Genomic DNA, 17,244 nt, shown 5'->3' on the forward strand with positions numbered 1-17,244 from the left:
AGGCGCCTTATAGGCTGCCGTCAGGGAAATCATTCACCGGGCTGAAGCACATAAATAGCGCACTGATCGAACTCGTGCGGTTCAGCACCCAGACAAGAGCGTTTGAAATCTCAAACGAATCCTAGGATCAAAGGGGGTAAAGGACAATAGGCTGTTCGAAAAAAAGAACGAAAACGCCGCATTTGCCTATTTTTTCTGATCAACGTAGCAAACGCCGGTTACGCTTTGGAAAAACGCAGACGATTCAGCAGCATGGACGCCCGCAACGCATATGAGTATCATGGCGCCCGCATTGCACCAGTAGCTCAGCTGGATAGAGTACTGCCCTCCGAAGGCAGGGGTCGTGGGTTCGAATCCCGCCTGGTGCACCATATGTAGAAACGAGAAAGCCTCAGGTCTTAGGGTCTGGGGCTTTTTTGTGGGCACAAAAAAACCGCCAAAGCGGTTTTTTCATTCTGTCGTCCAATCAAACTCGTCGTACTCATCATCGTCGTCTTCGTCCTCGATCAACTCATCATCAAGAACGTCTTCCTCAAGATCCTCTTCTGCCTGCTTCGCCAGAAGAAACTCCTTACGACTCTCAGTCACTGCTCGCCTCAGTTCCTCACCCTTCACCGGGCAGTTGAGCATTTGGGCGATGCGGTCGATTTTTTGGGCCACGGCATCCTCCAACGCATCGGCTATGGGCTGATAGTGCGCGCTTTCGGGTGTCGATGCCAAATCGGCGACCGCTGCTCAGCTCATTTTTTCTGCATTTCCTTGAGTTTGGCCGCCAGGTTTTCCTTGGGAAAGCGCTTGTGTAATGTCGTCATCAGCGCTTCGGCGGCTTGGGTCTGACCGGCGTCTTGCAGGCGCATCACTTCACGTAATTGATCATCCAGTGACTTGGCCGGCGCGGCGGCGCGTTTGCTGAGTTTGGCTTCGTCGGCCATTTCGCTGTTGATCGACTCTCGTTGCATCGGTGCAGAAAACTCCGCCATTGGCGCAGCCGGTGCGGGAGCGGACATGGCGCCGGTCGGTTCATCCAGGGAGCGGGCAGCGGCTTCCGGTTTAGCAGCCGGGGCGGAGGCTTTGGGCGCAGGCGCGAAGTCGTAATTCGGCAATTGCTCGGGCGTGCGTTGCACCAGCGCCAGCATCAGCGCGACGCCGACGAGGCTGGCGAATGCCACTTGCCAGCGGGGTTGTTGGCAGGCGTGGAGCCAGCGTTGCCACAGGCTGGGCTTCGGCGCGGGGGCTTCGCGGTGGGCGGTGGCGAGGATGAAGGCGTCGAGATGGGCCGGTGGTTCGCCGCTGCTGTGGTCGCGGAAATGCTTGAGCACTTCATCGTCGGGCGATGGCGGTGTTTGTTTGGCGTCAGTCATGTCAGTACCTCCTCGGCCAGCAGCCGACGCAGTTTTTGCTGGGCGTAGCGCAAGCGGCTTTTAACGGTTTCCAGCGGTGTTTCGGTGAGGGTGGCGATCTGCGGCAGGTCGAGGTCGCCGTGGGCGCGCAGCAGGAACACTTCGCGCTGGTCGGCGGGCAGGGTTTGCAGGGCGGTTTCGAGGCGTTGACCGTCGCGGCTCAGGCTCAGCAGTTGTTCAGGGTCGGTTGCGTCGTCGATCAGGGCGTGGGCCTGTTCGTCATAGCTGTCGTGCAAGGGGTTGTGGACACCATGTTTGCGCCAGTGATCGATCAGGCGGTTGCGGGCGATCTGGTAGAGCCAGGTACGAAAGTTCGCCCGGCCTTGTGGCTGACTGGTGCTGCGGATCAGGCTCAGCCAGGTTTCCTGGTACACCTCTTCAGCCAGTTCGGGTTTGCCGCTGAGGCCGAGAAGGAATCGATACAGGCCCTGGCGGTGGCGGGCGTACAAAACTTCGAACGCCGGCCCGTCGCCAGAGCGGTAGCGCGCCAGCAGCGATTCATCGCTGCTGGCGGTTGAGCTGATTGCAGGATCGGACATGTCAGCTTTCACTCTATCCGGTTGTCGTTGGGCGGTTGATTCGAGGCGGTGGAGGCTCGCAGGCTCTGCGCCAATTCCACCAATTGCACGAACTCACCGCGCAGGCCAAACGGGTCATCACCCCGTGCGCCACGGGCCAGGGCTTCGGTGTCTTTCAGGCTGAAATCACCGGTGTAGCGCCCGTCCTTGAGCTGCTGGGAAAAGGCAGCGACGGCGGCGGCAAAGCGCAGGTCATCGCTGGCGGCCGAGAGTTTACCGGCCTCCCCCTTCAGGATTGGCCGCTCGATCAAGCGACTGTTCCCACCTTCCGGTAACTGATAACGCACCCGCAGCATCGCCAATTCTCCGGTTTTTGCGGAAACTTCTGCCCCGGAATTGCCGTAGCGCAGCGGTTCCAGCCAGCCCTTCTCGCCCTTGGGCACAATTTCGTACAGCGCCGTCACCGTGTGCCCTGCGCCGATTTCTCCGGCGTCGACTTTGTCGTTGCTGAAATCCTCACGCTTCAAGGCGCGGTTCTCATAACCCAACAGCCGATATTCGCTGACCTGAGCCGGGTTGAACTCCACCTGCAGCTTCACGTTTTTCGCCACCACCGCCAGGGTTGAGCCGAGTTGATCCACCAGCACCTTGCGCGCTTCGCGCAGGTTGTCGATGTAGGCGTAGTTACCGTCGCCGGCGTCGGCCAGTTGTTCCATCAGGTGTTCATTGTAGTTATCCACACCAAAACCCAGGGTGGTCAGGGACACGCCGGTCTTGCGTTTATCCACAGCCATTTGCTTGAGGCTGTCGAAGTCGCTGATGCCGACGTTGAAGTCACCGTCAGTGGCCAGCAGGATGCGGTTGATGCCTTTGGGGATAAACGCCTGTTGCGCCATTTGGTAAGCCAGTTCGATACCCGATGCGCCGGCGGTCGAGCCGCCCGCCGTCAATTGATCGATGGCGGTACGAATTTTCGCTTTTTCCCGTCCGGAAGTCGGCTCCAGCACCACACGGGATTCTCCGGCGTAGACCACCAGTGAAACCCGGTCCTGCTCGCGCAATTGATCGACCAGCAATTTCAGGGTGCTTTTGACCAGAGGCAAGCCTTCGCGACGGTCCATGGAACCAGACACATCCACCAGAAACACCAGGTTCGCCGGGGCCAGTTCCGCCACTGCGTGATCAGACGCCTTGATGCCGATGCGCAGTAACCGGGTATGCGGGTTCCACGGTGACGGCGCCAGCTCGGTGGTCACACCGAACGGTGAGCCGTCAGTGGGCAAGGCGTAATCGTAGGGGAAGTAATTGACCATTTCCTCCAGCCGCACCGCTCCTTCCGGCGGTAAACGCCCCTGATTGAGCAAGCGCCGGACATTGGCGTACGCGCCGGTATCGACATCGGCGCTGAAGGTCGAGACCGGCGCTTCGGCCACGCTGTGAATCGGGTTATCCGCCAGCGCCTGATATTGCTCGCGCTGTTCATCCCGGTAGCCCTGTGGATAAGTTTCACCCGCGGGCACTGGCGCGAAAGCGACCAACGGACCAGGTCGTGCGCTGCCCTTGGCCATCGCGGTGTCCGCCATGGCCGCTTCGCGCACCAATGCTTCGGTTTTCGGCGCATTTTGAGCTGGGGGCGCAACCGCTGCCGGGTTGCCCGTCTCAGAGGGTGGTGTGGATGAACCGCCGCAACCGGCAACGGCCAGCAGCAACCCGGCGGCGAAACCCTGGGCGGCCGGGCGGAGGACATGCAGAGGAAGGGACATGGGGGCTGACCTCAGGAGGAAATTGACTCATTCATCCTCTGAGACGGACAGCCCGCCGGGTTCGGGTTAAGCCGACGTGAAAAATCTTCAGCGGTGATAACGCCGCACCACGCTGCTGTTTTTCAGCACATGGCCTTTGATCTGTTCCAGCAACTGCGCGCGGGTCAGGCCGGCAGGCAAGGCTTCTGGCGCCAGGTCCAGGGCGTAGATCTGGATGATGTAGTGATGGGTGCTGTCACCGATGGGCGGGCACGGGCCGATGTAGGTGGTGGTGCCTTTGATGTTGGTGCCACCCACGCCTTCGAGGGTGGATTTAGTGCCGACACCGGCCGGGATCTGCCGCGTCGTGGCCTTGATGCCGTAACGAATCCAGTGATCGACGCCCAGGCCCTTCTGGCCGTCCGGGTCGTGCATGACGATGGCATAGCTGAGGGTGCCCTGGGGGCCGGCGTTCCAGCTCAGGGCCGGGGACTGATTCTTGCCGCCGCAACCGCTGGCATCGCTGGCCTCCGCCGACGTGAACAGCCGATTGTCTGAAACGCCGGGGATGCTGAGGGTGAAACGCTCCTGGGCCTGCGCCGGCAACTGCACGCAAAGGGCGACTGCAACGGCCGCCAGCCAAGGGTTCAAAGAGGTCAATCGGGTCATACCGGTGCACCTTGTGCGGGGTGGGGCCGTCGTCGGCACGCAAACTATAGCCGGACCGTTCGCGCGGTGGCAGTGGGAATTGGCTGAACCTGGGAATAAGCGCCAAACTCCTAAGTGAAACACCTGCCTGGAGATCGATCATGGCACTGCACCGCGTCGCCCGTTTCGCCGATGTGCCCCTCGACCGTGGCCTTGAAGTCCGGATCGACAAGATGAAAATCGTCTTGCTGCGGGTCGGCGATCAATTGCGCGCCTATCAGGGCAGATGCCCCCACGCCGGGGCTCCCTTGGCCAAAGGTGCGCTGTGTGAGGGCCGACTGATCTGCCCGTGGCACAAGGCGGCTTATCGGCTCGAAGACGGCGCGCTGTGCGAGCCACCGTCCCTGGACAGTCTGCGGCGCTATCCGCTGGAGTTGCGCGACGATGAGGTCTGGGTCGACGACCAGCCGATGCCCGGCCCCAGCACCCCGCCGGAGGATGATAAGCGGACCTTTGCGATCATCGGCGCCGGTGCAGCGGGGACGGCCTGCGCGGCGGCGCTGCGGGAGAAAGGCTTCGGCGGTCGGGTGCTACTGATCGACCGTGAGCCCGAAGCCGGATACGACCGTACGGCATTGAGCAAATTCGTGATTGCCGGGGAAATGCCACCGGACGAAGTTCCGCCGCTGCGCGATGAGGACTTTTATCGTGAACAGCGCATTGAACGGATAAACAGCGATGTGATGGGCCTGGATGCACCGAACCGGACCCTGCGCCTGGCCGATGGTCAATCGTTGAGCTATGACGCCGCGGTGATTGCGACCGGTGGCATACCAAAATCCCTGTCGCTGCCAGGCGCCGATCTGCCGCAGGTGTTCGTGTTGCGCTCGAAGGCGCAGGCGCAGCAGATTCTGACCACCGCAAAACCGGGTCAAAGGGCAGTGATTGTCGGCGGCAGCTTCATTGGTCTGGAATCCGCTTCATCCCTGCGTCAGTACGGCTTGGATGTCACCGTCCTGACGCGCCATGCCATCCCTTTCGAGGCGCAATTCGGCGAGGCCGTCGGCAAGGCGATTCGTGCCCTGCACGAGGCCAATGGTGTGGTGTTTCATACCGATGGCGAAGCGGCGAAGATCGAAGGCACAGGCAAAGTCGAAGCGGTGCTGCTGGACAACGGCCAGCGCTTGCCGGCGGATCTGGTGCTGGTCGGCATTGGCGTCACCCCGGCGACCACCCCGTTTACCGATCTGCCGAAGGAAAAAGATCAGTCATTGAAGGTCGACGGCGGCATGCGCGTGACCGACGGGCTCTGGGCCGTCGGCGATATCGCGACCTTCCCGCTCAATGGCCAGCCCCAACGGATCGAACACTGGCGCCTGGCCCAGCAACAGGCGCGGATTGCAGCGGCGAATATGCTCGGCGGCGACGAACGCTACCTCGACGTGCCGTATTTCTGGACCTGGCACTTCGGCAAAAACTACGACTACCTCGGACACGCCGAGGCCTGGGACGAGGTTGAATTCAAAGGCGACCCAGAGCATCCACCGTTTATTGGCCTGTTCGCCAAAAACGGCGTGGTAGCGGCGGCCGTTGCCTGCGATCAGGAACGGGCCATGGCGATGCTCGCCGAACGGATGAAACAACCGCTGTCGATGGACGAGGCGTGGCGCCTGGTTCGGGACCTGAGCTGACGGCGACTTAGTGGCGAGGGAGCTTGCTCCCGTTCGTCTGCGAAGCAGACGCAAAATCGGTGACCGCGCTCTATCAACGACAGCGCGGTTAATGGCATCGGGAGACCTTCGGCCTCCAGCGGGAGCAAGCTCCCTCGCCACAGATGAACATATACCTAGAGATGGCTTATCGGCTCGCGGTTGTCATCATCTTCGGCCGGCAGGCGGATCACCAGTGGATGTTCCAATGGCGCCAAAGGCGGCGGCAGTTTAGACGGGTCGACCGGGGTAAAGTGCGTAACGACGTGACTGACATCGCCTTCCTGATCGTTGTGAATGGTCATCGAGCCCGGTGCGCGCAGTTTCTCCAGCCGGTCGCCGGTGAGCTTGAAGCTTTTGCTCAGCCCCTGATCGTCCACCACCGGCGCCGGCAAACGGCGCTGGGCGAAGCTCTTGCTTTTGCGCTGTTGATAACGCGCCCAGCCAATCAGGATCACCGCGTTGAACAGCGCCACCCACAGGTAGATCTGCAATGTGCCGAGGGCGTCGAAAAACGACCCATCGATGCGCGGCCCGTCATGGGTATCGATCAACGGCCACAGACCCCGCGCCAGCAAATACAGCAGCCCGATCCAGGCCAGCACGGTGAAGAAAACATCGAGAACGACCAAAAAGGGCCGCTGCCGGGTTCTGATGATTTTCATTTGATGACCTCCTCTTCATCGTCATCCAGCGGCTTGATGCCCCGGTCCGGACTGACCCACCGCGCGCGCTTCTGATGTTGGCCAAACAGCACTTTGGGGAAGCTGACCAGGGTGGTGAGCAGGCTGATGAACCAGAACACCAGCGGGTACCAGACCACCCAGAACATGGTCCTGCCGAGCCCTTTTTCGTAACGGCGATCGATCATGATGCTGACCGCGAATTGCACCAGGCAAACCACCGCCAATAGCAGCCCGGTAAAGGCCGGCGGCATCAGGTGATGGACGGCAATGGCGGGCGGCATTTCGACGAAGTTGCCGACACCCCAGAAAATCACCGACAACAGGAAGGTGAAGGCCCAACCGGTGGACAGGCAGTATTCGAACAGCAGCGGCCACAGGTAACGATGGCGGTATTGCCAGATGCCCCGGATGTTCTTGAACAACACCTCGGCGCCGCCCTGGGCCCAGCGCAGGCGCTGCTTCCACAGGCCGCCGAGGGTTTCCGGCATGAGGATCCAGCACAACGCGCGGGGCTCGTAGAAAATGCTCCAGTGATCCAGTTGCAGCTTCCAACTGATGTCGATGTCTTCGGTGATCATGTCCGGGCTCCAGTAGCCGACCCGGTTCAGGGCCGTACGACGGAAGGCGACGATCACCCCAGAGACGGTAAAGATCCGCCCGAACACCCGCTGGGTACGCTTGATCAGGCCGATGATCGAGGAGAACTCGCCGACCTGTACCCGGCCGATCAGGGTCGAACGGGTGCGGATTCGCGGGTTGCCGGTCACGGCGCCCAGTCGCGCGTTGTCGAGCATCGGCGCCACCAGATAGGCCGCGGTGTTCGGCGCCAGCAGCGCGTCACCGTCGATGCACACCAGGTACTCGCTGCGCGCCGCGATGGCGCCCATGCGCAGGGCAACCGCCTTGCCCTGGTTCTCCGCCAGGTGCAGCACCCGCAAACGCGGATCCTGCGCCGCCAGTGCGTCGAGCACCGCGGCGGTGTTGTCCTTGGAGCCGTCGTTGATCGCGATCACTTCGATGTTCGGATAATGCTGGGCCAGCGCCGCGTGGATGGTATCGGCGGCGTTGTCGCCTTCGTTGTAGCAAGGGATCAGGATCGAGATCAGCGGTTCGCCGGCCAATGGTGGCGGCAAGGTGTCGTCCTGCCACGGCCAGTGCCGCTCCCAGTGCAGCCAGAAATACAGGCCGCCGGCGATCCACAGCCCCGACATGAACAGTGGGTAGAAGAACACGAAGTCCATCAGGAATTGCCCGGTGACCAGAAAGATCAGCCCGAGGGGAACCCCCAGGACGATCGCCAGAACCAATAGGGCCAGAAGTCTGTCCAGCATGTTATGGATTCCACTTGTTGGAGAGCGCCGGCCGCACGGCTTTCAGGTCCGGCTGGTTCTCGAGGAAGTTGTCTGGGTAGTAGCCGAAACTGGTGGCGCCCTGACGCTTGAGGCGACCCATCCAGTCAGCCAGTTGCCCGCCGTCGATGTCGGCGTGTTTATTTTTCGTCCAGTCGCGGGCCTGCAATTCGAACACCGTGCGGTCGAGGGCGCCGGGGCGCGATTTGACCGTCGCCACCAGTGCTTCAAGCCAGGGGCCGGATTGCTGATGGCTCTGTTTTTCCATCAGTGGCATGGCCATCGGTGCCGTCCAGTCGTAGGCGCCCAGGAAGTCGTCGAGATTCTGCGCAAACCAGGCTTCGCTCTCGGGGTTGAGCATCGGCTCGGCGAAAATATTGCGCGCCGTTTTCACTTGCGGGCCGCGAATGGCGCGAACCTTGGCGGTCAGCTCATGGGTGAAATCGATCAGGTAGCGGCTCTTGAACCGCGTCCAGCGTTGCAGAGTGGCCGGATCCTCGCGCAGGGCGGCAATCGAACCGGGCAGACCGTTGGCGGCATAGATTTTCAGGGCTTCGGGGCCGGCGTCTTCGAAGTCCGACAGCACCGCGTCATCGTGATAGAGGATGCCGTCGACCGAGGTCAGGCGGGCCACGTCTTCGTAGATTTCACCGATGATGCGCCGCACGTTCGGGTCGAACGGTGACAAGCGCTTGTACTGGTCCGGATCGATCGACGTGGTGCCGGTTTTCGGGTCCCAGCGAGTGACTCGCGGCAGCTTCGAATCCAGGGCAAAACTCAGCACCGGCATCCACGCGAAAACTTTGACGTGAGCCCGGGTGCGCAGCTGCCAGGCCACACGGTCAAAGATATCGGCACGCATCGGCAGGTGGCGGTTGGGGAAGTACAGCGAATGCACCAGGCCATCGCCCGCAGGGTCGGCGAAGGCTTGCAGGAACACCGTGTTGGCGCCCATGTCGGCCATGCGCTGGATCAGTTTGCCGAGGTTGATTTCCTGTTGGGCCGGGTCCGGGTCGTAGACGTTGTCCAGGTCCACATGCACCACGCGCATCGGCGATTCGGCCTGCACCGCGACGACGCTGTTGGCGAAGTGTTCGCCATCCGGGTCCGAGGCCACCAGAAAGCGCGGGCTGCTCATCAGGTTGTCGAGGGCATCGAGGCCGTCGTCCAGTGTCAGGGCCATCTTATAACCCTGGTCGTTGATCACTTGCAGCGAGGTGCCATCCGCCACGCCGTACGGCCAGACCCAGACTCGCGGTTTGTAGCCAGTGACCTTGCGGATCTTCTCCGAGATGGCCGCTACGTCGGCGCGCATCCGGGCCTGGAATTGGGCTTCGGTTTCATAGCGACCGGTGGCGGCGTCATAGCGCCGGGTCGCGGCCGCCGGCTGCAGGTTGCCTTGCGGGTTGGCCAACACGCCTTTGTGGCTGGCGTCGGTGTGGGCGGCGATTTCCACCAGGCCGGACCGGGAAATCTCGCGGATCTGCTCCCAGGTCAGGAAATCCGAACGCTTGCGCGGTGTGCCGGCGAAGTCGACAGGCTGGTTCGGCGGCGTGTCGATCCACACCCCGACCGGCGCCAGCAAGGCGTGCCAGTTATAGGCACGCAGCACCGGCAACACGCGGGTGTAGAAACTCGAATAGCCGTCGTCGAAACTCAGCAGGATCGCCCGTGGCGGCAATTCAGGGCCGCCATTGCGAGCGGCGATGATCTGGTCAACGGTGACCGGTTGGTAGTTGTTCTCCCGCAACCATGCCAGTTGCTCGATCATGCGCTCGGTGCGCACGGCCACCACCGCCTGATCGGGGTCGCGGTCTTCGACATCGTGGTAAGCGATCCCCAATACATGGTTTTTCGGCCACGGCTTTTCATTGGCCGACACCGGGCGTTCGGACGGCGGTGCGAAGGCTGGGGCTTGCTGGGCACAGGCGCTGATCAACAGCACTCCCAGCAGGAGGATGAAACGCGAAATAAAAGGCATCTTCAAACTCTTCTAGAAGCGGTAAGTAAGGTCGACGAGCAGGCGCAGATCGGTTTCCCGGTCACCGTCAAATGGCCGGTTGATCACGCTCAGCAGGCCGCCCACCTCGAACACGTCGTTCCAGCTGTAGCGCTGGCCGTAGCCCAGCAGGGCGATACCGCCGGTGCCGTGATCGCGCTGGCTGTAAGTGCCCGCACCGGCCTGGAACTGCTGGCTCCAGGAGGTTTCGTAGCGGTGGTAGAGCACGTGATTGACGTTCACCGTCGGCAGCACGCTTAAGTCGGATTTGGGGTTGAAGTACGGCACGTCGTCGGACTTGGAGTTATGGCTGCTGCCGACTTCCAGACCGAGGTCGACTTGCAGCCCCGGCGCGCGATAAATGCCCTCGCGACCAGTGAGCACAGCTTCGATACGGTTGTTGCCGTCGCTGAAGTGCGAGGGGCTGACCGCCAGTCTCCACTCACGGCTTTCATTGGCGCGCCAGCGGATAAAACCGCTGCCGCCGTTGGCCGTGATGTCGCTGTTCAACGCTCGCAACGGCGTTTGTGCCGACAGGTATTCGAGGCTGCCGCCGTACTGCCAGTGATCGTCGATGTCTCGGGCAATCGCCAGGCGCGCGCCCTGTTTATCGCCAAAGCCGTAGGAATGGTTGGAAACTTCCGCTTCCAGGGACATGTCGCGGGTCCGGCGTTCGAGCCCGACACGCTGGAAGCGATGGTGACCAGTGCCTTCCTGGAAATCGCCAGTGGCGTAGCCGGCACCGGCGAACAGGCGCCAGTCTTCATCGATGGGCGGGCTGTACAGCGTGGTTTCGATGCCGAAATCGCGGCTGCCGTTGACCGCCCCGACATCGCCGTTGCCGCCGCCATAACTCTTGCCGCCGTAGGCCTGCACTCGCAGCTCGGCCATATCATGGACCGCACGCTGACGCTGCAAACGCTGCACCTGACGGTTGTCCGGAAAACGCGCGACCACATCGTCGGTCAGCGCATCCATCTGCCGCCATTCCTGCAGGTCCATGGCAGTGTGGCCCTGAGCGACTTCCAGCCCGATATCCCGCGGGGCCATGCTCTCGGTTTCCTTGAGCTGATTCTCGGCGCGTCGTGGCCAGTCCCGGGCCAGGTACAGATCGGCCTGAGCCAGGCGCAGGCCGATGTTGCCCGGCGCCTGATCCACCAACGCCTGTAAACGCTGCTCGCCCGATGGCAGGTCGGCGCCGTAGGTGCCGGCCTGGGCGGCGAGTTGCTGCGCGTCCATCCATTCATCGTTGGGGTTGCCCACCGGCAAGCCCTTGAGCTCGACCCGTGGCTTTTGGGTCTTGGCCAGGTCCTCGGCGACCTTGCGCGCATCATCGGCCTTGTCGCTTTCGAGCAGGGAGTAATAGAGCGCGGTGCTGTCTTCCAGGCGATCGCCGACATCGGCATCCGGCGCCACCAGCACCTGGCGATACAAATCGGTGGCGATTTCCGGCTGACGCTGATCCAGATAGGACGACGCCACCCAACGCAGGGCATAGGTCGGAATCTTCACGCCTTCGGCGAGCAGTTTCTGGTATTCGGTGATCACATCGGCGGTGCGTGCACGGGCCTTGAGGGCGCCCATGCGGTCGATTCGCCAGCGGATGACGTCATCGTGGGCCGCAGGGTCCGGCGTCCAGGTCGCCAGTAACTGGTCGTAATCGGCCAGGGCCCGATCGGCGATCACATAACGTTCTTTTTCGCTGCGGGTGGCGAGTTCGGCCAGGCGCACGCGTTCGGCGGCCAGGTCGCCTTCGAGACGGCGTTGCGTGACCGGATCAATCAACCCCGGCCGCTGACGCACCAGGCGCAAGGCCGGCTCCGGCAAACGAGCGCGTTGCAGGGCAATCACGTATTCCCGAGCGACTTCGGGTTTGCTGCCGGCGCGGGTGAAGGCCTGGTCGTATTCAAACAACGCATCGTAAGTGGCACCGGCGCGAGTCAAGGCGTAGGCCAAAGCCAGACGGCGGCCAGGATCATCCGGTTTCGCCGCCACCAGAGCCCTGGCGCGGGCAACCGCCTCGTCAGGTTTACCGGCGTCGGCCTGGGTCATCGCCAGGCCCAGCTGCAGGTCGGCATTTTGCGGTTCAAGGGCCAGGGCCTTGTTGTACACCTGGGTCGCCGAGTCCCAACGCTTGAGGTTGCGATAAGCCCGCGCGGTGGCAGTCAGGGCCTGGACTGGCAACGCTCGATCACGTCCCTGGGTTTCATAGACCTGTACCACTTCGGCATCCAGACCGGCCCAACTGGCGATCTGCAAGTGATCGCTGATCTGGCCAGTGGAGGCCTGGCTTACCGGCACCTGACGCAACACCGTCAGCGCAGGCGTGTAGTTGCCGGCCCGCGCATCGCGAACCATTTGATCGTAAGGGGTATCGGCGAGCGCCAGCACCGGCCACAACAATTGGCCGCACAGCGCAACGCGAAACAAGGGGCGCAGCCCACGGTGAATAAAGGGACCAGCAATACGCGGCATTCGTCAGCATCCTTACATGGCCAGCCGGGTCGCAATGCCCCTTGCCCACTTGTGACGGAAAGCCGGATCGAAAGACCCGGCCAAGCTTTATCGAAACAGTCTTGCATGCAAGCGTAGTCAATAATTCAAGACACAATATTTCTTCAGATTCGTGACGGGCCTCCCCTCACCCCGTTTCGGAACCCCAGACAGCAAAACGCCCGGCGTCTGCGTGCTGCAGAGGCCGGGCGTTGCGCTGAAGCCTGCGGTTTTACTGGATGGTGACGTCGCCAGTGCCGCCGAGCTTACTCATCACAAAACCGACAAACTCTTCGAGGGTCATTTTCTGGCCGTTGAAGTCCACCTGATTGTTGGCGTAATGCAACTTGGTGACGACGTTGTTACCGTCCAGTTTTGCCAGTTGCGTACCGACCGCCATGCTGCTGAACATGTCGGCGGTTGCGCTCGCCTGATCGGCGATGAGCTTGGCATCGGTCTGGCCGTCGATTTGCGACTGTACGGTGAGCAAATCAATGAGCATTGGCTTGGACACCAGTACGTTGAATTCCAGCAACGCGATCAACTGCTTGACCAATTGGTCCGGCGGCAGGTCCATGGATTGCGGTTTGGTCAGGTCCAGCACCAGGTTGGCGCGGCTTTCGCCGTTGCTGGTGTTGAACGACAGGTTTTCCAGGGCCACCTGGGGACCTGCGGCCAGCAGTTTCTCCAGACCGGTCTTGACCTGTGCCTCTTCGGCCGGGGTCAGGTTCAGCGGCGGCGCCGGCAGACCGGCGGCAGTGGCTTCGGCGGCGGCCCGCTCGTACGGTTGCAGTTTGGTCTGGTAGATCTGCATCAGCGACATCGTCGACGGGATGTCGAGGTTTTTCAGGCTCATGGCCATCTGCGCAGAGCCGATAACCTTGCCGTTCAAGGACACTTCACCGACCTTGTAATCGGCACGCCCCGAAGCGTTGGTGCCTGATTCCCCGGTCTGGTTCTTCATTTCAAAGTTCTTGAAACCGAGTACCGATTGCTTGGGGCCAAAGGTGGTTTTGCTGTTTGTCAGCTCGAGGGTGTTGTCACCGACGTAATAGCCGTAGGTGCTTTTGTTCAGGTTACTGGCCAGGGTCAAGCCGTTGAGCTCGACCTGAACCGGGGTCTGGTCTTCAGCCACAGTGGTCAGCTTCAGGCTGTCCATGTAACCGTCGGCCTTGACCTTTTGCGCCTGGGCGCTGGCGGCCACGTCGAGTTTCAACCCGGAGAACGTCAGGTTGGACTTGTCATCCAGTGCCGCTTCCAGCGGCAGGAATTCGAGCGAGCCCTTGGTGGAGTTGTCGTAGCCGATGTTGACCACACCCTTGACCGGGGATTTGTCCTTGGCGGCGGCGAACCACTTTTCGGTCAGCGGGGTTTTTTCCAGCTCATAGTGACTGGTGGCCAGGACTGGCAACCACTTGAACGATACCAGGCGCGAGAACGGCAGCGGGCCGTGTTCGATGCGGTCGACGAACAGCATCTCCACCGGCGCCTCACCAAACATCTCGCCCTCGCCCTTGAGGCGGTAGTGCGCGGTGCTGCTGAACACATGACGCTCCAGCGACACCAGCTCCAGCGACGCCGTGCCGTTGGAACCTGCCAGCGCGGCTTGCAGTTCTTTGTTGGCGTCGGCGATCGAGCTGTTCAGCACCCCATCGAGTTTGCTGCCGGTGTACCAGGCGCCGCCCGCGCTGATTGCACCGATGGCCACGACAATTCCTAGAAGCACGCCTGCTGATTTATTCATGAAGTACCCGATCAATGTCCATTGTTGAAAGTCTGGTCGTCTTCCCTGAACCCATAACGGGTCGCGGTCACGACTGCGCTGAAAGTGCTAGAAGGTTAGCATTGGCGCAAACACAGAACCCTTATTTTTGCTCATCGACCCACTCAGCCAGTCCGCCGGCTATCGGACACGGCTATGATCAAATGTACGCGCCGCCCACGGCGGCTCCTCAATGTGTGAGCCAAAAATCATCCCGACGAGAATACGACTTCAACTGAAAAGGTACGTGAGGTAATATTACGAGCTACGCGTATTTTCCCGGTCCCGCCTTACCCCTTTGGACAGGTTCTCTGATGAATATTCTAAATAGTAAATATCAAAGAGCCGGAAAGGGGGCTGTTAGCTCTGCAAAAATCGACACAATGAACTCCGAAAGAGAAGCCATTTTAATCTCCCTACATCCAAAGCATTTAGAAAAAATAATGCTGGGCCAAAAAAAATTAGAGTTTCGCCGTCGCTGGACAAAATTCCAACCTCGCAAACTAGTAATTTACGCTACCGCACCCATAAAAAAAATAGTGGCGATCGCAGATATAAAAAAACTTCATAACGGCAGTATCGAAAAGCTTTGGAACTTAAGCGACTCAATTGGTGGCGGATTAAAAAAACAAGAGCTTTTTGAGTATTTCAAAGACTGCGAAACTGGCCATGCTATCGAGCTCGAGAACATCAATCAGCTACTTCCCCCAATTGATCCTAAAATCATATTCGAAACATTTTCGCCACCGCAGTCTTTCAAATTCCTTAGCAAGAGCGAGCTTGAAAAGCTCACGAATCACCCTAAAGCAAGCGCGGATTTAATTTTCATATCTGGGGCTCACGGCGTAGGAAAGTCACATTTATGTGCGAAGGCGTCATCATCTCTTGGAGTTAGAAGTTACAGCGCAAGCAAACTAATAAAGCAATTCCCGGAAAACGACAAAAAAACATCTAACATCGATGAAAACCAAACCATTCTAATTAATAGCTTAAAGAAATTAAGCGATATAAAAAGCCCATTACTCCTAGACGGCCACTTTGTACTGCTCGACATCGACAATAGAGTTACCGAAATATCAGAACAAACATTTCGGGATATAAATCCGAGCCAAATCATATTAATCACCGATACCCCTGAGGTAATTCTCGAGAGAAATCGTGCAAGAGGGGTTATGGACTTTAATCTACAAAAAATTAACGAACTGCAATCCAAAGAAATACTTCATGCAAAGCGAATAGCAAAATCATTACGCATCCCGATAACAATTCTGAAGTCCGGGGATGAGAATATTTTCATAAAAACCATCAGCAGTATTATTTTCAATCAAGGATAGATAATGCGCAGCTTCGCTTTGTGGTATATCCCTAACGAGCAACTTGGCCCAATCGATCGAACAGATGAAGGAATTGTCGACCTACATATTAATTTATGGAAGAAAACAACAAAAAAACGCGAAAACTACTGCTTCGACTTTGGACTGCGTGTAAAAAACATATCAACAACAGAGTCAATTAAACTTTACTGTCCTTTTCCGTTTGAAACAAACAGCATACGGGATCTTGGCTCCGTAATATCCAACAACAAACTTACCAATGCAATTTTTAACGAAAGCTACAAGACCACTGAAGGCGACCCCAAAAGACTTAACGTCAAAAGCGCAGACAATGAATTTATCATATATACCTTAGACACAAACTCACAGATCGCTCTGACTGCATGCAAAAGAAGTAACGAAAAACCTGGAACAATTATAGATATAAAGATCGCTGACATCCAAGTAGGCGAAATCAAAGATTACTACTTTAGAATCCGGGTTGAAGTCCCTTCGTCCGACGTACATCTTATCAATGATGAAATCGATGGAGTGAGCATATTTAGCAACCAGTTCACCAACACTGAAGTTATCGACTTCAGAATTAACGACATTCGAAGTTGCAGCGATAGTTTGCGCGAGCAATTCGAAAAAGGAACACCTCTTAAATTCAGATCAATACATTACCTCATATTAAGAAATGCAAGCGATCTAGCTATTTTTCACGGAAACGAACTCGGCAGCAGAATGCTTGAAAGTGACCTATGGAAAGGATACATAGATAACGAAGATCAGAACCTAATAGCCTATCACTTTAAGAAAAAGTCAAAAATATCGAAAGCATCCATAGGCTCATCAGAGAAGATCGATTACATCACTGATTTCTCAACCTTGGCACGCTTTCAATATAAGAAAAAAACAGCTAGAATTATAGCGATTTATTTAGTTATTTTAGTAGCACTTGGAGCAGTTGGTGGCGTATGCGGAAACTACGCAACCAAATACATTGAAAATTTTACCGCATTAGAAAACTGCTCAACGACAACAGAAGGTGAGAAATGAGCACATCCAACATCACCAAAAGTACGCCTTATAGACTTTCTCAGGTTACACCAGAGGAAATACGTGCGCATCTAATTTGTGAGATTGGTGAAAAAGCTCAGCACAAAATTTACAACCAACTAATTGACCTTAACGAAAGCTATCCCGGCTTTGATGAATGGTTTTATAAAACTGTATTTCCGGAATTGTCCGCTTGCCCCGAGCAAAGAGAGATAATTATAATAATTTCGACTCGTGACAAAAAGAAAATATTATCGGGCATTGCCATTCTCAAAAAAACAGCTGTAGAAAGAAAAATCTGCACAATTCGTATCCACGAGCAATTTCGCGGAATGGGTATCGGCACTATGCTATTCGAAGAATGCTTTAAATTCCTTGAAACTCGCTTACCTATCATCACGATATCTGACAAACGAGAAGCAGACTTTATAAAGCATATTGAAAAATTTAACTTCACTAAAACCCAATCATTAAAAGACCTCTACAAGCCTGGCTCTATTGAGTTTGTATATAACGGGGAAATGAGCATATAACACATCACACGTCCCCGTTGAGCAGCAATG

The 17,244-nt window shown here is 58.0% G+C and carries 14 protein-coding genes and 1 tRNA gene; 5 read left to right on the top strand and 10 right to left on the bottom strand.

Annotated elements, in window-relative coordinates; all coding sequences use genetic code 11:
- The first annotated feature begins 294 nt into the window (after nucleotides 1-294).
- Nucleotides 295-371: transfer RNA gene (locus ACEN8R_RS23210), tRNA-Arg, on the top strand.
- A gap of 79 nt (nucleotides 372-450) precedes the next feature.
- Here ACEN8R_RS23210 and ACEN8R_RS23215 read toward each other — a convergent pair.
- The 5 genes from ACEN8R_RS23215 to ACEN8R_RS23235 all read right to left on the bottom strand — a co-directional run bounded on the left by ACEN8R_RS23215 (nucleotide 451) and on the right by ACEN8R_RS23235 (nucleotide 4,329).
- Nucleotides 451-720 carry a hypothetical protein gene (locus ACEN8R_RS23215; RefSeq protein ID WP_018929371.1) on the bottom strand — a complete coding sequence of 90 codons (270 nt, stop codon included), beginning with the start codon at nucleotides 718-720 and terminating at the stop codon, nucleotides 451-453.
- Nucleotides 721-740: 20 nt separating this feature from the next.
- Complete coding sequence (locus ACEN8R_RS23220) at nucleotides 741-1,361, bottom strand: hypothetical protein (RefSeq protein WP_018929372.1); 621 nt, start codon at nucleotides 1,359-1,361, stop codon at nucleotides 741-743.
- Nucleotides 1,358-1,939 (bottom strand): RNA polymerase sigma factor, encoded by a 582-nt coding sequence (locus ACEN8R_RS23225; protein ID WP_018929373.1) that lies wholly within the window; start codon nucleotides 1,937-1,939, stop codon nucleotides 1,358-1,360. Before ACEN8R_RS23225 ends, ACEN8R_RS23220 begins: the two co-directional genes overlap by 4 nt.
- Before the next feature lie 8 nt (nucleotides 1,940-1,947).
- A complete protein-coding gene (locus ACEN8R_RS23230) occupies nucleotides 1,948-3,681 on the bottom strand; it encodes a vWA domain-containing protein (protein ID WP_495624377.1) in 1,734 nt (577 codons plus the stop codon).
- Between the two features lie 87 nt (nucleotides 3,682-3,768).
- On the bottom strand, nucleotides 3,769-4,329 hold the full coding sequence (locus ACEN8R_RS23235; protein ID WP_495624378.1) for a YbhB/YbcL family Raf kinase inhibitor-like protein: 561 nt from the start codon (nucleotides 4,327-4,329) through the stop codon (nucleotides 3,769-3,771).
- 140 nt (nucleotides 4,330-4,469) lie between these two features.
- On the opposite strand from ACEN8R_RS23235, the gene ACEN8R_RS23240 reads away from it, so the two are divergent.
- On the top strand, nucleotides 4,470-5,999 hold the full coding sequence (locus ACEN8R_RS23240; protein WP_086944188.1) for an FAD-dependent oxidoreductase: 1,530 nt from the start codon (nucleotides 4,470-4,472) through the stop codon (nucleotides 5,997-5,999).
- Between the two features lie 155 nt (nucleotides 6,000-6,154).
- Here ACEN8R_RS23240 and pgaD read toward each other — a convergent pair whose 3' ends face one another.
- The 5 genes from pgaD to ACEN8R_RS23265 all read right to left on the bottom strand — a co-directional run bounded on the left by pgaD (nucleotide 6,155) and on the right by ACEN8R_RS23265 (nucleotide 14,288).
- Entirely contained in the window at nucleotides 6,155-6,682 is a 528-nt protein-coding gene (gene pgaD / locus ACEN8R_RS23245; protein WP_495624379.1) for a poly-beta-1,6-N-acetyl-D-glucosamine biosynthesis protein PgaD, read from the bottom strand.
- Nucleotides 6,679-8,034 carry a poly-beta-1,6-N-acetyl-D-glucosamine synthase gene (pgaC, locus tag ACEN8R_RS23250; RefSeq protein ID WP_018929378.1) on the bottom strand — a complete coding sequence of 452 codons (1,356 nt, stop codon included), beginning with the start codon at nucleotides 8,032-8,034 and terminating at the stop codon, nucleotides 6,679-6,681. The genes pgaD and pgaC overlap by 4 nt, the downstream gene beginning before the upstream one ends.
- 1 nt (nucleotide 8,035) lies before the next feature.
- A complete protein-coding gene (gene pgaB / locus ACEN8R_RS23255) occupies nucleotides 8,036-10,033 on the bottom strand; it encodes a poly-beta-1,6-N-acetyl-D-glucosamine N-deacetylase PgaB (protein WP_111453998.1) in 1,998 nt (665 codons plus the stop codon).
- A 12-nt stretch (nucleotides 10,034-10,045) separates the two neighbouring features.
- Nucleotides 10,046-12,526 (bottom strand): poly-beta-1,6 N-acetyl-D-glucosamine export porin PgaA, encoded by a 2,481-nt coding sequence (gene pgaA, locus ACEN8R_RS23260; protein WP_495624380.1) that lies wholly within the window; start codon nucleotides 12,524-12,526, stop codon nucleotides 10,046-10,048.
- Between the two features lie 250 nt (nucleotides 12,527-12,776).
- Entirely contained in the window at nucleotides 12,777-14,288 is a 1,512-nt protein-coding gene (locus ACEN8R_RS23265; protein WP_086944190.1) for a YdgA family protein, read from the bottom strand.
- Nucleotides 14,289-14,620: 332 nt separating this feature from the next.
- On the opposite strand from ACEN8R_RS23265, the gene ACEN8R_RS23270 reads away from it, so the two are divergent.
- Genes ACEN8R_RS23270 through ACEN8R_RS23280 form a run of 3 tightly spaced genes read left to right on the top strand, consistent with a single transcriptional unit; the run spans nucleotide 14,621 to nucleotide 17,214 of the window.
- Nucleotides 14,621-15,640 carry an AAA family ATPase gene (locus ACEN8R_RS23270; protein WP_495624381.1) on the top strand — a complete coding sequence of 340 codons (1,020 nt, stop codon included), beginning with the start codon at nucleotides 14,621-14,623 and terminating at the stop codon, nucleotides 15,638-15,640.
- Nucleotides 15,641-15,643: 3 nt separating this feature from the next.
- Nucleotides 15,644-16,681, top strand: coding sequence for a hypothetical protein (locus ACEN8R_RS23275; protein WP_495624382.1), 1,038 nt, complete (start codon nucleotides 15,644-15,646; stop codon nucleotides 16,679-16,681).
- Nucleotides 16,678-17,214, top strand: a complete 537-nt coding sequence (locus ACEN8R_RS23280) for a GNAT family N-acetyltransferase (RefSeq protein ID WP_495624383.1) — start codon at nucleotides 16,678-16,680, stop codon at nucleotides 17,212-17,214. Before ACEN8R_RS23275 ends, ACEN8R_RS23280 begins: the two co-directional genes overlap by 4 nt.
- The last annotated feature ends 30 nt before the right edge of the window (nucleotides 17,215-17,244 follow it).

It is taken from the genome of Pseudomonas sp. Pseusp15 (assembly GCF_059492165.1).

What these genes read in the sequence shown, in the direction of transcription:
- ACEN8R_RS23275 (WP_495624382.1), top strand. Translation starts at nt 15,644, where the DNA reads ATGCGCAGCTTCGCTTTGTGGTATATCCCTAACGAGCAACTTGGCCCA.
- pgaC (WP_018929378.1), bottom strand. Translation starts at nt 8,034, where the DNA reads ATGCTGGACAGACTTCTGGCCCTATTGGTTCTGGCGATCGTCCTGGGG.
- pgaD (WP_495624379.1), bottom strand. Translation starts at nt 6,682, where the DNA reads ATGAAAATCATCAGAACCCGGCAGCGGCCCTTTTTGGTCGTTCTCGAT.
- pgaB (WP_111453998.1), bottom strand. Translation starts at nt 10,033, where the DNA reads ATGCCTTTTATTTCGCGTTTCATCCTCCTGCTGGGAGTGCTGTTGATC.
- ACEN8R_RS23280 (WP_495624383.1), top strand. Translation starts at nt 16,678, where the DNA reads ATGAGCACATCCAACATCACCAAAAGTACGCCTTATAGACTTTCTCAG.
- ACEN8R_RS23265 (WP_086944190.1), bottom strand. Translation starts at nt 14,288, where the DNA reads ATGAATAAATCAGCAGGCGTGCTTCTAGGAATTGTCGTGGCCATCGGT.
- ACEN8R_RS23225 (WP_018929373.1), bottom strand. Translation starts at nt 1,939, where the DNA reads ATGTCCGATCCTGCAATCAGCTCAACCGCCAGCAGCGATGAATCGCTG.
- ACEN8R_RS23230 (WP_495624377.1), bottom strand. Translation starts at nt 3,681, where the DNA reads ATGTCCCTTCCTCTGCATGTCCTCCGCCCGGCCGCCCAGGGTTTCGCC.
- ACEN8R_RS23270 (WP_495624381.1), top strand. Translation starts at nt 14,621, where the DNA reads ATGAATATTCTAAATAGTAAATATCAAAGAGCCGGAAAGGGGGCTGTT.
- pgaA (WP_495624380.1), bottom strand. Translation starts at nt 12,526, where the DNA reads ATGCCGCGTATTGCTGGTCCCTTTATTCACCGTGGGCTGCGCCCCTTG.
- ACEN8R_RS23220 (WP_018929372.1), bottom strand. Translation starts at nt 1,361, where the DNA reads ATGACTGACGCCAAACAAACACCGCCATCGCCCGACGATGAAGTGCTC.
- ACEN8R_RS23235 (WP_495624378.1), bottom strand. Translation starts at nt 4,329, where the DNA reads ATGACCCGATTGACCTCTTTGAACCCTTGGCTGGCGGCCGTTGCAGTC.
- ACEN8R_RS23240 (WP_086944188.1), top strand. Translation starts at nt 4,470, where the DNA reads ATGGCACTGCACCGCGTCGCCCGTTTCGCCGATGTGCCCCTCGACCGT.